This is a genomic window from Streptomyces sp. NPDC058257 (assembly GCF_042881845.1).
Lineage (GTDB): Bacteria > Actinomycetota > Actinomycetes > Streptomycetales > Streptomycetaceae > Streptomyces.
Genome location: NZ_JBHVXJ010000003.1, coordinates 688,253 through 703,688, shown reverse-complemented (window position 1 = coordinate 703,688; position 15,436 = coordinate 688,253). Strand labels below are relative to the sequence as shown.

Sequence of the window (15,436 nt, the reverse complement as noted above, 5' to 3'; positions counted from 1 at the left end):
CCTGGTCACCCCGCTGTTGCCGGGCGGCGAGGGGCGCAGTTCGTTAACCCGAGTTTTCGAGAGGGCTGAATCGCTCCCATGGCGAAGATCCTGAAGTTCGACGAGGACGCCCGTCGCGCCCTTGAGCGCGGCGTCAACAAGCTTGCCGACACGGTCAAGGTGACGATCGGTCCCCGTGGCCGCAACGTCGTCATCGACAAGAAGTTCGGCGCCCCCACCATCACCAACGACGGTGTCACGATCGCCCGCGAGGTCGAGATCGACGACCCGTACGAGAACCTCGGCGCGCAGCTCGTCAAGGAGGTGGCGACCAAGACCAACGACATCGCGGGTGACGGCACCACCACCGCGACCGTGCTCGCCCAGGCCCTGGTCAAGGAAGGCCTGCGCAACGTAGCCGCCGGCGCCTCCCCGGCCGCCCTGAAGAAGGGCATCGACGCCGCCGTCAAGGCCGTCTCCGACGAGCTCCTCGCGACCGCGCGCCCGATCGACGACAAGGCCGACATCGCGGCCGTCGCCGGTCTGTCCGCCCAGGACCCGCAGGTCGGCGAGCTCATCGCCGAGGCGATGGACAAGGTCGGCAAGGACGGTGTCATCACCGTCGAGGAGTCCAACACCTTCGGGCTCGAACTGGACTTCACCGAGGGCATGGCCTTCGACAAGGGCTACCTGTCGCCGTACTTCGTGACGGACCAGGAGCGCATGGAGGCCGTCCTCGACGACCCGTACATCCTGATCCACCAGGGCAAGATCTCCTCCATCCAGGACCTCCTGCCGCTGCTCGAGAAGGTCATCCAGACCAACGCCTCGAAGCCGCTCCTGATCATCGCCGAGGACGTCGAGGGCGAGGCCCTGTCGACCCTGGTCGTGAACAAGATCCGTGGCACCTTCAACGCCGTCGCGGTGAAGGCCCCCGGCTTCGGCGACCGCCGCAAGGCCATGCTCGGTGACCTCGCCACCCTCACCGGTGCCACCGTCATCGCCGAAGAGGTCGGCCTCAAGCTCGACCAGGTCGGCCTGGACGTGCTCGGCACCGCCCGCCGCATCACCATCACCAAGGACGACACCACCGTCGTCGACGGTGGCGGCGACGCCTCCGAGGTCACGGGCCGCGTCAACCAGATCAAGGCCGAGATCGAGTCCACGGACTCGGACTGGGACCGCGAGAAGCTGCAGGAGCGCCTGGCGAAGCTCGCCGGTGGCGTCTGCGTGATCAAGGTCGGCGCAGCCACCGAGGTCGAGCTCAAGGAGAAGAAGCACCGTCTGGAGGACGCCATCTCCGCGACCCGCGCCGCGGTCGAGGAGGGCATCGTCTCCGGTGGTGGCTCCGCTCTGGTGCACGCCGCCAAGGTGCTCAACGACTCCCTCGGCAAGGAGGGCGACGAGGCCACCGGTGTGGCCGTCGTCCGCCGCGCCGCCGTCGAGCCGCTGCGCTGGATCGCCGAGAACGCCGGCCTCGAGGGCTACGTCATCACCTCGAAGGTCGCCGAGCTCGACAAGGGCTTCGGCTTCAACGCCGCGACCGGTGAGTACGGCGACCTGGTCAAGGCCGGTGTCATCGACCCGGTCAAGGTCACCCGCTCCGCCCTGGAGAACGCCGCGTCCATCGCGTCGCTGCTCCTGACGACCGAGACCCTGGTCGTCGAGAAGCCGGCCGAGGAAGAGGGCGACGCCGGTGGCCACGGCCACGGTCACTCCCACTGACGCTTGCGCGTAGCTGCGACGGAGGCCCGGCACCCCGCGTTGGGGGTGCCGGGCCTCCGTGCGTTTTCGGGTGCGGGCCCGTCGTGGCCTGTCGCGCGGTTCCCCGCGCCCCTCAGCGGTTCCCCGCGCCCCTTGAAGGGGCGCTCTCCTTACTGCGAAGGGGCGCTCTCCTTACTGCGGGCCGTACTTCCGCCCCGTCCGTGACGTCACTCCGCCCAGCAACGCCCTCGGCGTCACCTTCACCACTCCCATCAGCGCCTTGTACCGCGGGTCCGGGATGGAGAGCGACTTGCCGCGCGACAGGTCGGCGAGCGCCGCCTCGACCAGCTTGTCCGCGTCGAGCCACATCCACTTGGGGATGTTGGACGTCCCCATCCCGGCGCGCTCATGGAACTCGGTCCGGACGAATCCGGGGCACAGGGCCATGAGACGCACCCCGGAACCGGCCAGATCCTTCGCCGCCCCCTGCGTGAACTGCACGACCCAGGCCTTGGACGCGCCGTAGGTGCCGCGCGGTACGAACGCCGCCACCGACGCGACGTTGACGACGCCTCCGCGGCCCCGCTCGCGCATCGACTCCGTCGCCGCCGACGTGAGCCGGAGCACCGCCTCGCAGTGCACCTTGAGCATCGTCAGCTCGTCCTCGATCGGCACTTCCAGGTACTGGCCCTTGTTGCCGAACCCGGCGTTGTTCACCAGGAGGTCGACCGGACTCCTGCGGTCCGCGAGCCGCTTCTCGACGGCGGCGATCCCGTCGTCCGTCGCGAGGTCCGCGGTGAGGACCTCCGCCTCGATGCCGTGCCGGTCGTGCAGTTCGGTCGCCTGCTCCCGCAGCCGCTCGGTGTTCCGTGCCACCAGGACCAGGTTGTGGCCGTCACCGGCGAGCCGCCGGGCGAAGGCCGCGCCGATACCGGCGGTCGATCCCGTAATCAGAGCCGTAGTCATGGACCAAGGCTAGTGAGATCCGCTGACCGCCGTGTCGCCCGGACGGCCGCCCGGCCCGCCGCCGTACTTCGCCACGTGCTTCCGGGCCGTCTCGATCGACTCGGAGTGCAGCGCTTCGCCCGCGGCGAGCAGGTCCGGCAGCAGGTTCCGCTCCGTCGTGACCGCCCTGAACTGGAGGGACACGGTGACGTCGTGCTCCGGCCTGTGCACGATCTCGATCGTGTCCCCGCCGCGGATCTCACCCGGTTCGATCACCCGCAGATAGGCGCCGGGAGCCCCGTGCCGCGTGAAGCGCCTGACCCATCCCGTCTCCCCGAGATGGCCCTGGAACGTCCGGCAGGGGATGCGGCCCGATGTCACTTCGAGGAGCAGATCGGGGCCGACGCGCCAGCGCTCGCCGATCTTCGCGCCGCTCACGTCGATCCCGGACGTCGTGAGGTTCTCGCCGAAGGAGCCGCCCGCGAGCGGGTGGCCGAGCAGGCGCTCCCACTCGTCGAGGTCCTCGCGCGCGTAGGCATACACCGCCTGGTCGTCACCGCCGTGGTGCCGCAGATCGCAGACGTCGTCACCGGCGACACCGCTCCCCGCGACCCCCTTCGGGCCGGGAGCCACCACCCGTACGGCTCCTTCGACGGGCCGCTTGTCGATGCCGGTGCCGCCCGAGGGAGCGTCCGTGTACTCCACGGCTTTGAACCGGCCCGTATTCACAGAGAGAAGCTTCATGACGGAAGGCTAGGCCGTGGCCGCTCAAAGCGGCGACGCATTATTGGGCGTCTGATCCAAGTGTCACTTATGCTTGATCCATGATTGAGGCCCGCCATCTCCGCGTCCTGCGTGCGGTCGCCGCCACCGGCTCCTTCTCGGCCGCGGCGCGTGACCTCGGCTGCACCCAGCCTGCCGTCAGTCAGCAGATGAAGGCACTCGAAGCCTCCACCGGTACGCCGCTGCTGATCCGCACGGGCCGCGAGATGCGCCTGACCCAGGCGGGCGAGGCCCTGGTCCGGCACGCCGCCGGGATCCTGGCCGGTCTGACCGCCGCCGAGGAGGAGGTCGCCGCCATCGCGGGCCTGCGGGCGGGCCGGGTCCGCCTCGTCTCCTTCCCCAGCGGCAGCTCGACGCTGGTGCCGAGCGCGCTCGCCGCCCTGCGCGCCGCGCACCCCGGCACCCGGGTCTCGCTCGTGGAGGCCGAACCGCCGCGCTCGGTCGAGATGCTGCGCGAGGGCGACTGCGACGTGGCGCTCGCCTTCCGCTACGACGGCGCGTCCGCCGCCGAGGAGTGGGACGACCTGGTCGTCCGTCCCCTGCTCGCCGACCGGCTCGTCGGTCTCGTACCCGAGGGGCACCGGCTCGCCAAGGCGGATGCGGTCGCCATCGGGGAACTGGCCGACGAGCCGTGGATCGCGGGCTGTCCGCGCTGTCGCAGGCAGCTGGTCGAGGTCTGCGAAGGGGCGGGTTTCGTGCCCCGCATCGATTTCGCGACCGACGACTATCCGGCGGTGATCGGCCTGGTCGGCGCGGGCCTGGGTGTCGCGGTGCTGCCCGAGCTCGCCATCGAGTCCGTACGCCCCAAAGGTGCACGCACAGTGACGGTGGAGCCTGCCGTCCAGCGCGAGATCGTGGCGCTCACCCTGCCGGATCTGGCGCAGGTGCCCGCGGTGGCGGCCACCCTTGACCACCTCGCGAGGGCCGCGGAGCGCTGAGTGCGCCGCTGTCCTGTTCTGTCGGGCGCGCCTCTGAAGAAACGTTCCTTCAGGCTGACGTCGACGGTGCGGACGTCGTGACGAGGCGGTTGCGGGCGCGGCCCATGAGTTCCTCGCGCTCGTCCTCGGTGAGCCCGCCCCACACGCCGTACGGCTCCCGTACCGCGAGGGCGTGAGCGGCGCACTCCGCACGCACCGGGCACCTCATGCAGACCTCCTTGGCGGAGTTCTCACGCGCGCTGCGTGCCGCGCCCCGCTCGCCCTCGGGATGGAAGAAGAGCGAGCTGTCGACCCCGCGGCAGGCCGCGAGGAGCTGCCAGTCCCAGAGATCTGCGTTCGGTCCGGGAAGGCGGGAGAAATCTGCCATTGCTTGTCTCCTGGTAGCCGTTATGCGCGGATACGGTGCCCATGACCGTACATCTACTGTCTAAGGAGATGAAAATATGACTCATTGGAAAATCTAGCCACAGACACCAGCAAAAGGGAAGGAAAGTGGCTAAATGGGGCATGGGTTGTGATGAAAGATTGAGGGTCTCTTGCGCCGCCTGCTCTGTGTCCGCGCCCTCACGTAGAGTGCCGAACGAGGCCGACCGCCCCGTAACTCTTTCGGGTGACCGTCGTTGAGTGTGCGAGGCGGTTGAAAGAACAAGCGCTCGGGCACATGTCCGAGAGCGTCAACCGCACAGGTGACGAATATGTACCAGCCTGGAGGCTCAAGGTGACGCGCAGCAGCTGTGAGAGCCGCGGAGGACAGTCATGACATCCGTCCTCGTCTGCGACGACTCCCCGCTTGCCCGAGAGGCGCTCCGCCGCGCGGTCGCGACCGTGCCCGGCGTCGAGCGCGTGACGACAGCGGCCAACGGCGAGGAAGTCCTCCGCCGCTGGGGCGCCGACCGCTCGGACTTGATTTTGATGGACGTACGCATGCCCGGTCTGGGCGGCGTCGAGACGGTCCGGCGGCTGCTGTCCGCCGACCCCGGTGCGCGCATCATCATGCTCACCGTGGCCGAGGATCTGGACGGTGTCGCGCTCGCGGTCGCCGCCGGTGCCCGCGGCTATCTGCACAAGGACGCCTCGCGCGCCGAGCTGCGCGCGACCGTCACGCAGGCGCTCGCCGACCCGACGTGGCGACTGGCTCCGCGCAGACTGCGTTCGGCCGAGATGGGCGCGGCGCCCACACTCACCGCGCGTGAGATCCAGGTGCTGGAGGGCATGAGCCACGGCCGGTCCAACGCCGAGATCGGACGTGAGCTTTTTCTCTCCGAGGACACGGTCAAGACCCACGCCAGGCGGTTGTTCAAGAAGCTCGGCGCCTCGGACCGCGCGCACGCCGTGGCGCTCGGTTTCCGCTGGGGCCTGGTCCGATAGGTGTGCCGCCGTGCGGGCACGGCGACCCCCGCCCGCCGTGTGGTGGGCGGGGCGACGGACGCCCGTCGCTCCCTTTCCAGGGAGCGGTTGCCGTTGCTTCGCCGCCGATGCCGCATCCTTGAGGTGTGGAGTTCCTCGGGGACAGGTCGGTCGAGCGGGAGGGGAGGGCGCACGAGATGAGTTCCGGCGCACCTGCTCATAACGCTTCGGTGCACAACTACGGACGTGGTGCCACGGATCAATCAGCGCCAAGGCACCATGGACCGATGCGCGATGACAAGACGACGGTGATCGGTGCCCTCGTCCTTCGCGCGGTCGAAGGCGATGACCAGGCGACGCACGATCTCCTGGCTCATGTGCACCCCTTGGCGCTGCGGTACTGCCGCACGCGGCTCTCTCGACTGCCCGGTGACGCACGGCACTTCGTCGAGGACCTGGCGCAGGAAGTCTGCGTCGCGGTCCTCCTCGCCCTGCCGCGGTACAAGGACACGGGGCGCCCCTTCGAGGCGTTCGTCTTCGCGATCGCAGCGCACAAGGTCGCCGACCTGCAGCGCGCGGCGATGCGCCATCCCGGCTCGACGGCGGTGCCGTCGGACGAGATGCCGGAGCGGCCCGACGACTCCCTCGGTCCTGAGGAGCGCGCGCTGCTCAGCAGCGATGCCGAATGGGCCAAGAAGCTCATGGCCAACCTCTCGGAGAACCAGCGTGAGCTGCTGCTCCTGAGGATCGCGGTCGGGCTCACCGCCGAGGAGACCGGGCAGATGCTGGGGATGTCCCCGGGGGCCGTGCGCGTCGCGCAGCACCGGGCGCTGAGCCGCCTGCGGGCTCTTGCGGAGCAGTAGCACGCGGCCTCGGCCGCGTATGTGCGCCGCGTACGTGTGAACGTACAAAGTAAGCCGATGATCTTGATCGTGGAATGAGACACCCTCGGTTCCCGTTAGCATGGACATCCGCACCGATCAAGGCCATTTGGGGAAGGTGTCATGACTGCAAACGTCGACGGAGTGCCCGAGAAGTTCGCGACGCTCGGGCTGACCTACGACGACGTGCTGTTGCTGCCGGGCGCGTCGGAGGTCCTCCCGAACGCGGTCGACACCTCGTCCCGCATCTCCCGCAACGTCCATGTGAACATCCCGCTGCTCTCGGCGGCGATGGACAAGGTCACCGAGGCCCGCATGGCCATCGCCATGGCGCGGCAGGGTGGCGTCGGCGTGCTGCACCGCAACCTGTCGATCGAGGACCAGGTCAACCAGGTCGACCTCGTGAAGCGCTCCGAGTCCGGCATGGTGACCGACCCGATCACCGTGCACCCGGACGCGACGCTGGCGGAGGCCGACGCGCTCTGTGCCAAGTTCCGCATCAGCGGCGTCCCGGTGACCGACCCGGCGGGCAAGCTGCTCGGCATCGTCACCAACCGCGACATGGCCTTCGAGAACGACCGCAGCCGTCAGGTGCGCGAGGTCATGACGCCCATGCCGCTCGTGACCGGCAAGGTCGGGATCAGCGGCGTGGACGCCATGGAGCTCCTTCGCCGCCACAAGATCGAGAAGCTGCCGCTCGTCGACGACGCGGGGATCCTCAAGGGCCTCATCACCGTCAAGGACTTCAAGAAGGCCGAGCAGTACCCGAACGCGGCCAAGGACGCCGAGGGCCGTCTCCTCGTCGGTGCCGCCGTCGGCGCGAGCCCCGAGGCGCTGGAGCGGGCGCAGGCGCTGGCCGCCGCCGGGGTCGACTTCCTGATCGTCGACACCTCGCACGGGCACAACAGCAACGCCCTGAGCTGGATGTCGAAGATCAAGTCGGGTGTGGCCGTCGACGTCATCGGCGGCAACGTCGCGACGCGTGACGGCGCGCAGGCGCTCATCGACGCCGGTGTCGACGGCGTCAAGGTCGGCGTCGGGCCGGGTTCCATCTGCACCACGCGCGTGGTCGCCGGAATCGGCGTTCCGCAGGTCACCGCCATCTACGAAGCGGCTGTCGCGGCGCGTGCGGCCGGAGTCCCGGTCATCGGCGACGGCGGCCTCCAGTACTCCGGTGACATCGGCAAGGCGCTGGCCGCCGGCGCCGACACCGTGATGCTCGGCTCGCTGCTCGCGGGCTGCGAGGAGTCGCCGGGTGAGCTGATGTTCATCAACGGCAAGCAGTTCAAGTCCTACCGCGGCATGGGCTCGCTCGGTGCCATGCAGGGCCGCGGCCAGGGACGTTCGTACTCGAAGGACCGCTACTTCCAGGCGGAGGTCTCCTCGGACGACAAGCTCGTGCCCGAGGGCATCGAGGGCCAGGTGCCCTACCGCGGCCCGCTGGCCAACGTGCTGCACCAGCTCGTCGGCGGCCTGCGCCAGACGATGGGTTACGTGGGCGCCGCCTCCGTCGACGAGATGGAGTCCAAGGGCCGCTTCGTGCGCATCACGTCCGCGGGCCTCAAGGAGAGCCACCCGCACGACATCCAGATGACGGTCGAGGCGCCGAACTACACGAACAAGCGCTGACCCGATTTCGCCGCGCACGCGCGCGTGGGGGCGGTCCGGATTCCCGGGGCCGCCCCCTTCGCGCGCGTCGGGGATACTGGAACGGCAGACCGAGTGCCGAAGTGCCTAAGAAGTGCGAAGTACCGAAGAAAGCTGAAGGGCCACCCACGTGACTGAGATCGAGATCGGGCGCGGCAAGCGCGGCCGCCGCGCGTACGCCTTCGACGACATCGCCGTCGTGCCGAGCCGTCGTACCCGCGACCCGAAGGAGGTCTCGATCGCCTGGCAGATCGACGCCTACCGCTTCGAGCTGCCCTTCCTGGCGGCGCCGATGGACTCGGTCGTCTCGCCGCAGACCGCGATCCGCATCGGTGAGCTCGGTGGCCTCGGCGTACTGAACCTCGAAGGCCTGTGGACGCGGTACGAGGACCCGCAGCCGCTGCTCGACGAGATCGCGGAGCTGGACACCGACAACGCGACCCGGCGCCTCCAGGAGATCTACGCCGCGCCGATCCAGGCCGACCTGATCGGGCAGCGCATCAAGGAGGTGCGCGACTCGGGCGTGGTCACCGCCGCCGCGCTCTCCCCGCAGCGCACCGCGGAGTTCTCCAAGGCCGTCGTGGACGCCGGCGTCGACATCTTCGTCATCCGCGGCACCACCGTCTCCGCCGAGCACGTCTCCGGTGCCGCGGAGCCGCTCAACCTCAAGCAGTTCATCTACGAGCTCGACGTGCCGGTCATCGTCGGCGGCTGCGCCACGTACACCGCCGCCCTGCACCTGATGCGCACGGGCGCGGCCGGTGTCCTGGTCGGCTTCGGCGGCGGCGCCGCGCACACCACGCGCAACGTCCTGGGCATCCAGGTGCCGATGGCCACCGCCGTCGCGGATGTCGCGGCCGCCCGCCGTGACTACATGGACGAGTCCGGCGGCCGGTACGTGCACGTCATCGCGGACGGCGGCGTGGGCTGGTCGGGCGACCTGCCCAAGGCCATCGCCTGCGGCGCCGACTCGGTGATGATGGGCTCCCCGCTGGCGCGCGCCACGGACGCGCCCGGCAAGGGCCACCACTGGGGCATGGAGGCCGTCCACGAGGACGTGCCGCGCGGCAAGCGCGTCGACCTCGGCGTGGTCGGCACGACCGAGGAGATCCTCACCGGTCCCTCGCACATCCCGGACGGCTCGATGAACTTCTTCGGGGCGCTGCGCCGGGCGATGGCGACGACGGGCTACAGCGAGCTCAAGGAGTTCCAGCGCGTCGAGGTGACGGTCGCGGACTCGCAGCACAGCCGCTGATCGACTGCTTCTTAAAGAAGGGCCCCGGTACTCGTACCGGGGCCCTTCTCGCGTGCGTCACAGACGGTGGGCCGCGCCCGCCGGGGTCGCGCCCCGCGTGTCGAGGAGCAGCTGGGCCTTCACGGCGAGACCTTGCAGGTCGTACGTGCGGTGGTGCTGGAGCAGGATCGTGAGGTCGGCGTCGGCCGCGGCTTCGTAGAGGGAGTCAGCGCGGGGGACGGGGTGGCCGAGCACGCTCCAGCTGGGCACGTAGGGGTCGTGGTAGCTGACGGCGGCGCCCATCTCCATGAGGCGGGTCGCGACCTCCTGGGCGGGGGAGCCCTGCTGGTCGGCGAGGTCGGGCTTGTAGGTGACGCCGAGGAGCAGGACGCGGGCGCCGCGGGCGGACTTGCCGTGCTCGTTGAGCAGGGTCGCCGAGCGCTGGATCACGTACCGGGGCATGCGGTCGTTGACCTGCTGGGCCAGTTCGACCATGCGCAGGCCGTGTGCGCCGCGGCCGGGGCCCGGGATGTCCAGGGGGACGCCGTGGCCGCCGACGCCGGGGCCGGGGCGGAAGGCCTGGAAGCCGAAGGGCTTGGTCTCGGCGCAGCGGATGACGTCCCAGAGGTCGATGCTCAGGTCGTGGCAGAGCACGGCCATCTCATTGACCAGGGCCATGTTCACGTGCCGGTAGTTGGTCTCCAGGAGATGCACGGTCTCGGCCTCACGCGGGCCACGCGCGCGTACGACCTTGTCGGTGAGGCGGCCGTAGAAGGCGGCTGCCGACTCGGTGCAGGCCGGGGTGAGACCGCCGATGACCTTGGGGGTGCCCGCGTAGCCGTGGGTGCGGTTGCCGGGGTCGAGTCGGCCGGGCGAGTGCGCCAGGTGGAAGTCCCGGCCCGCGCGCAGTCCCGAACCCTCTTCGAGGATGGGGCGGAGGAATTCCTCCGTGGTTCCGGGGTACGCGGGTGACTCGAGGATGACCGTGGTGTGCGGGCGCAGCCGCGCGGCCAGGGCGCGGGCGGCGTCGGCCACCTGGCTCAGGTCGAGGGTGCGGTCGGCTGCCGGAGGAGTGGGAGCGCAGATGACCGCGGTGCGGACCCGGCCGAGCTCGACCGGGTCCGTGGTGGGCCGGAAACCCCCCGAGAGCATCCGGCGGACATCGGCGGCGGTGAGGGTTCCCTCGGCGCCGTCGCAGGGCAGGCGGCCGCTTGCCAGGTCGACGGCGCGGGCCGGGTCGTAGCCGATGGTGGCGATGCCGCCGGAGACGGCGGCCTGGGCGAGGGGCAGGCCGAGGCGGCCGAGACCGATGACGGCGAGATCTGCGGGCATGGCGGTGGGCCGTCCTCCCAATAGCCGGAGCGGGACGAGCGCGCAAGCCCTGTGGACAAGGTGGACCAGCGCAATGTCAGACTAGGAGTAAATATGACCGTTATGCGGCATTGTGCTGTGTCGGGCGTCGGAGTGTTGTCCACAGGCGGCGGCCGAACTCAGCGGACACGGCCAGAATCTGGGCATGATGTGTGCGCGACCACACCCGACAGCTAGCGGGAGGCAGCGATGAGGACAGCGACCTTGGGACCGGTGGAGCGCGCCGAGTCACTTGCGGGAATGGCCGAGCGGGAGCTGGATGTCCTGGTCGTGGGCGCGGGAGTGGTCGGTGCGGGCACCGCGCTGGACGCCGTGACCCGCGGCCTGTCCACCGGCCTCGTCGAGGCACGGGACTGGGCTTCGGGCACGTCGAGCCGGTCGAGCAAGTTGATCCACGGCGGCCTGCGCTATCTGGAGATGCTCGACTTCGCGCTGGTGCGCGAGGCGCTGAAGGAGCGTGGCCTGCTCCTGGAGCGGCTCGCCCCGCACCTCGTGAAGCCGGTGCCGTTCCTCTATCCCTTGCAGCACAAGGGCTGGGAGCGGATCTATGCCGGGTCGGGCGTCGCGTTGTACGACGCCATGTCGATGTCGCGTGGACACGGCCGCGGCCTCCCCATGCACCGCCACCTGACCCGGCGTCACGCCCTGCGCGTCGCCCCGTGTCTGAAGAAGGACGCGCTGGTGGGCGCCATGCAGTACTACGACGCGCAGATGGACGACGCGCGCTACGTGGCCACGCTGGTGCGCACAGCGGCGGCGTACGGCGCCAAGGTCGCCAACCGCGCCCGCGTGACCGGCTTCCTGCGCGAGGGCGAACGCGTCGTCGGCGCCACGGTGCAGGACGTGGAGGGCGGCGGGGAGTACGAGGTCCGGGCCAAGCAGGTGGTCAACGCCACCGGTGTGTGGACGGACGACACGCAGGCGATGGTCGGGGAGCGCGGCCAGTTCCACGTCCGGGCGTCCAAAGGCATCCATCTGGTCGTACCGAAGGACCGGATCAACTCGACGACCGGTCTCATCCTGCGGACGGAGAAGAGCGTCCTCTTCGTCATCCCGTGGGGCCGCCACTGGATCGTGGGGACGACCGACACCGAATGGGACCTGGACAAGGCACACCCGGCGGCGTCCAGCGCCGACATCGACTATCTCCTGGAGCATGTGAACTCGGTGCTCGGGGTGCCCCTCTCACGGGACGACGTCCAAGGGGTGTACGCGGGGCTCCGGCCGCTGCTCGCCGGTGAGTCGGACGCCACGAGCAAGCTGTCGCGCGAGCACACGGTGGCTCATCCGGCGCCGGGCCTCGTGGTCATCGCGGGCGGCAAATACACGACGTACCGCGTGATGGCCAAGGACGCCGTGGACGAGGCGGTGCACGGCCTCGACCAGCGGGTCGCCGACTGTGTCACCGAGGACATTCCGCTGGTCGGCGCCGAGGGGTACAAGGCGCTGTGGAACGCGCGCGCCAGGATCGCGGCCCGCACGGGTCTTCATGTGGTGCGCGTGGAGCACCTGTTGAACCGGTACGGATCGCTTGCGGAGGAGGTCCTGGCGCTCATCACGGCCGATCCCACGCTGGGCGAGCCGTTGCCGGCCGCTGACGACTATCTGCGCGCCGAGATCGTCTACGCCGCGTCGCACGAGGGCGCACGGCATCTGGACGACGTGCTGACCCGGCGCACGCGCATCTCGATCGAGACGTTCGACCGGGGCACGCGCAGCGCGCGGGTGTGCGCGGAGCTGATGGCATCGGTCCTCGGCTGGGACAAGGACCAGGTGGAGCGGGAGGTACAGCACTACGAGAAGCGGGTGGAGGCGGAGCGGGAGTCGCAGCGGCAGCCGGACGACCTGACGGCGGACGCGGCGCGGCTGGGGGCACCGGACATCGTCCCGCTCTAGAGCACCCCTGCGGGGCCCGGTCGACGCGAAGCCCCACCGGCAGAACTCAGCCGCCAGGAGCTCGCGTTCAAGGGCCGGGCCCGCTGCCTTACCGGTGCGGCCCCGGGCCGTGGCGCCGCGAGGCCGCTTCTGCGGGTGGAGACTTGTGCCGTGACCATAGGGCTTCGCGGGGCAACAGTGCCGCGGCGAGGCCTTGCTTCGGGTGACGAGCAACGGAAGAGTGGCGTCCGCGGCCGGTTTCGCGGCCGCGGCGCACTGGCGGAAGCCGGGCCGATGGGGGTCGCCGCAAGGGTTACGGCCAGCAGCGCCCGTGGAATGGGCGCGGCGGTCTCTCCTTGCGCGGAGCCCATCATGAGGGACGTTGGACCCTGGGCGTAGACCAGTCCCGAAGTAAGGGACAATGGAGGCTCTGTCAGGGCGGGTTGCGCGGGTAGCAGCGGTAGCAGCAGAGGGGACGCATGTCGGACGCGGAGAAGACGGGTCAGTCCCGTCAGGACAAGAGCGAACGTCTCCTCTCCGGGCGCTACCGGCTGGGCGAGGTGCTCGGCCGCGGCGGAATGGGAACCGTCTGGCGCGCCAAGGACGAGACGCTCGGCCGTACGGTCGCGGTGAAGGAACTCCGCTTTCCCTCGAGCATCGACGAGGAAGAGAAGCGGCGGCTCATCACGCGTACGTTGCGTGAGGCCAAGGCGATCGCACGGATCCGCAACACCAGCGCGGTGACCGTGTACGACGTGGTCGACGAGGACGACCGGCCGTGGATCGTGATGGAGCTCGTCGAGGGCAAGTCGCTCGCCGAGGCCCTGCGCGAGGACGGGCTGCTCACGCCGAGGCGCGCGGCCGAGGTCGGCCTCGCGGTGCTCGATGTGCTGCGTTCCGCGCACCGCGAGGGGATTTTGCACCGTGACGTGAAGCCGTCCAACGTGCTGATCGCCGAGGACGGGCGCGTCGTCCTCACGGACTTCGGTATCGCGCAGGTCGAGGGCGACCCGTCGATCACGTCCACCGGCATGCTCGTCGGCGCCCCCTCGTACATCTCGCCCGAGCGGGCCCGTGGGCACAAGCCGGGTCCGGCGGCCGACCTGTGGTCGCTGGGCGGGCTGCTGTACGCGGCTGTGGAGGGCGTGCCTCCGTACGACAAGGGGTCGGCGATCGCGACCCTGACCGCGGTCATGACCGAGGACGTCGAACAGCCGACGAACGCCGGGCCGTTGGAGAAGGTCATCTACGGCCTGCTCGCCAAGGACCCCGAGCAGCGGCTCGACGACGCGGGGGCGCGGGCGTTCCTGCTCGACGTGATCCACGCGCCCGAGGTCAAGGACGAGCCGGAGCCGGTCGACGCGACGAAGGTCGTGCCGCTGCCTCCGGTGCCGCCGTCCTTGGGCAAGCGCTTCGGCAAGAGCAAGGGCAAGGGCAAGGGCAAAGGCAAGGGCAAGTCGGGTGCGGCGGCTGGTGGCGTGGCCGCGGGTGCCGCCGGTGCGGCGGCTGTGTCCGCGGGCGCGGCTGCCTCCGAGACGGTCGGGGCCTCCGAGACCGCGGGGTCCTCCGCGAACTCGGGCGCGGACTCGGGCGTGAAATCGGACGTGAACTCCGGTGCGGGCTCCGGTGTCGGTAAGGGCGAGGAGACCGCTGACCGGCTGAAGGGTGCGCTCCGGTCGGTGCGCAAGGCGGCGGCTGCGGCCACCGCGCGGGGTGCGGGCACGGGGGCCGGGGCGGCCTCCGGGACCGTTGCTTCTGCTGAGGGCTCCGGTGCTCCCTCGGCTCCTTCCGCTCCCGCGACGCCGCCGCGTGCGACGCCTCCCAAGGCCTCGATCACCGACGTCGTGCCTCGGCGCACGCTCGTGATCTTCTCGGTGGCTCTCGCGATCGCGGTGCTCGGGACCGTCCTTGCCTTCTCGCTGAGCGGCGGGGACGAGAGCGGTGCGGGGGACAGCAAGAACGGCGGCGACAAGACCACGTCCAGCGGGGCGACCGCGGGCGGCGCCGAGAAGGACAAGGAGACGGACAAGGGCGCCGGGCAGGACGGCGGTGCCGACAAGGGCAAGGGCAAGGACGCGGCAGGCACGGGCGCGGGCTCGGACGAGAGCTCCGGTTCGGGCAAGGGCCAGAGCGAGAGCGGCGACGGCAGCAAGGACGACTCCGGCAAGAAGCCGGATGACGGCGTCGAGTCGACGTACAAGCACTCCCAAGGGTTCTCGGTGGGTCTGCCCAAGGGCTGGAAGTACCAGTCCACGGCTGCCGCGGGCGCGCGTTTCTCCGGGCCGGACGGGCAGAAGCTGCTGATCGGCTGGACTTCCACCCCCAAGTCCGACCCCGTGAGCGACTGGAAGAAGCAGGAGTCGTACATGGTCCGGTCGCAGTACAAGCGGATCCGGATAGAGAAGGCCGACTACCGCGGCTGGAACACGGCCGACTGGGAGTTCACGTACGTCGACGGAGGCACGAAGTTCCGCTCGATAGACCGCGGGTTCGTCGTCAACGGCGGTCTGGGCTACGGAATGATGTACACGGCCAAGGCCGACAAGTGGGACAGCGCCGAGCGCAAGGACGCGTGGGGGACCTTCACGAAGTCGTTCAAGCCGAAGAAGTAGTTCGCGGAACGGGTCTCGGTGAGATCTGGAATCCCCTCAATGTGGTTTGCCTCCGGCACGTATCGTGAGTGCTTGCGGACCGTACGCAGCCGCAACAAGGCGTAACACGAACGGATTTGA

The 15,436-nt window shown here is 69.9% G+C and carries 12 protein-coding genes; 8 read left to right on the top strand and 4 right to left on the bottom strand.

The genetic code is table 11. The features are described 5' to 3' along the window. Positions 1–78: 78 nt before the first annotated feature. Entirely contained in the window at positions 79–1,704 is a 1,626-nt protein-coding gene (groL, locus tag ACFVXC_RS12150) for a chaperonin GroEL (RefSeq protein WP_389904302.1), read from the top strand. Between the two features lie 171 nt (positions 1,705–1,875). Here the strand turns inward: groL and ACFVXC_RS12145 are convergent, their stop codons facing one another. Both ACFVXC_RS12145 and ACFVXC_RS12140 read right to left on the bottom strand, forming a co-directional pair. Beyond that, the gene (locus tag ACFVXC_RS12145; protein ID WP_389904300.1) at positions 1,876–2,649 is read right to left on the bottom strand and encodes an SDR family NAD(P)-dependent oxidoreductase; all 774 of its coding nucleotides are present in this window, start codon (positions 2,647–2,649) and stop codon (positions 1,876–1,878) included. A 9-nt stretch (positions 2,650–2,658) separates the two neighbouring features. Continuing rightward, complete coding sequence (locus tag ACFVXC_RS12140) at positions 2,659–3,372, bottom strand: MOSC domain-containing protein (protein WP_389904298.1); 714 nt, start codon at positions 3,370–3,372, stop codon at positions 2,659–2,661. Between the two features lie 80 nt (positions 3,373–3,452). Between ACFVXC_RS12140 and ACFVXC_RS12135 the strand changes: the two genes are divergently transcribed. Continuing rightward, positions 3,453–4,349: a LysR family transcriptional regulator gene (locus ACFVXC_RS12135; protein ID WP_389904295.1), complete on the top strand. Its 897-nt coding sequence runs from the start codon at positions 3,453–3,455 to the stop codon at positions 4,347–4,349. Between the two features lie 49 nt (positions 4,350–4,398). Here ACFVXC_RS12135 and ACFVXC_RS12130 read toward each other — a convergent pair whose 3' ends face one another. Further along, complete coding sequence (locus tag ACFVXC_RS12130; protein WP_389904293.1) at positions 4,399–4,716, bottom strand: WhiB family transcriptional regulator; 318 nt, start codon at positions 4,714–4,716, stop codon at positions 4,399–4,401. Between the two features lie 389 nt (positions 4,717–5,105). Here ACFVXC_RS12130 and ACFVXC_RS12125 point away from each other — a divergent pair, with 389 nt between their 5' ends. From ACFVXC_RS12125 to ACFVXC_RS12110, 4 genes are all read left to right on the top strand, one after another. Then, entirely contained in the window at positions 5,106–5,717 is a 612-nt protein-coding gene (locus ACFVXC_RS12125) for a response regulator transcription factor (RefSeq protein WP_003948568.1), read from the top strand. A gap of 266 nt (positions 5,718–5,983) precedes the next feature. Continuing rightward, complete coding sequence (locus tag ACFVXC_RS12120) at positions 5,984–6,559, top strand: sigma-70 family RNA polymerase sigma factor (RefSeq protein WP_389904291.1); 576 nt, start codon at positions 5,984–5,986, stop codon at positions 6,557–6,559. Between the two features lie 141 nt (positions 6,560–6,700). Next, entirely contained in the window at positions 6,701–8,206 is a 1,506-nt protein-coding gene (gene guaB, locus ACFVXC_RS12115) for an IMP dehydrogenase (RefSeq protein ID WP_389904289.1), read from the top strand. 148 nt (positions 8,207–8,354) lie between these two features. Then, the gene (locus ACFVXC_RS12110; RefSeq protein ID WP_389904286.1) at positions 8,355–9,479 is read left to right on the top strand and encodes a GuaB3 family IMP dehydrogenase-related protein; all 1,125 of its coding nucleotides are present in this window, start codon (positions 8,355–8,357) and stop codon (positions 9,477–9,479) included. Positions 9,480–9,536: 57 nt separating this feature from the next. Here the strand turns inward: ACFVXC_RS12110 and ACFVXC_RS12105 are convergent, their stop codons facing one another. Further along, positions 9,537–10,790, bottom strand: coding sequence for a nucleotide sugar dehydrogenase (locus ACFVXC_RS12105; protein WP_389904285.1), 1,254 nt, complete (start codon positions 10,788–10,790; stop codon positions 9,537–9,539). A 228-nt stretch (positions 10,791–11,018) separates the two neighbouring features. Between ACFVXC_RS12105 and ACFVXC_RS12100 the strand changes: the two genes are divergently transcribed. Together ACFVXC_RS12100 and ACFVXC_RS12095 are read left to right on the top strand one after the other, a co-directional pair. Further along, complete coding sequence (locus tag ACFVXC_RS12100) at positions 11,019–12,725, top strand: glycerol-3-phosphate dehydrogenase/oxidase (protein WP_389904283.1); 1,707 nt, start codon at positions 11,019–11,021, stop codon at positions 12,723–12,725. Positions 12,726–13,183: 458 nt separating this feature from the next. Beyond that, a complete protein-coding gene (locus tag ACFVXC_RS12095; protein ID WP_389904281.1) occupies positions 13,184–15,316 on the top strand; it encodes a serine/threonine-protein kinase in 2,133 nt (710 codons plus the stop codon). The last annotated feature ends 120 nt before the right edge of the window (positions 15,317–15,436 follow it).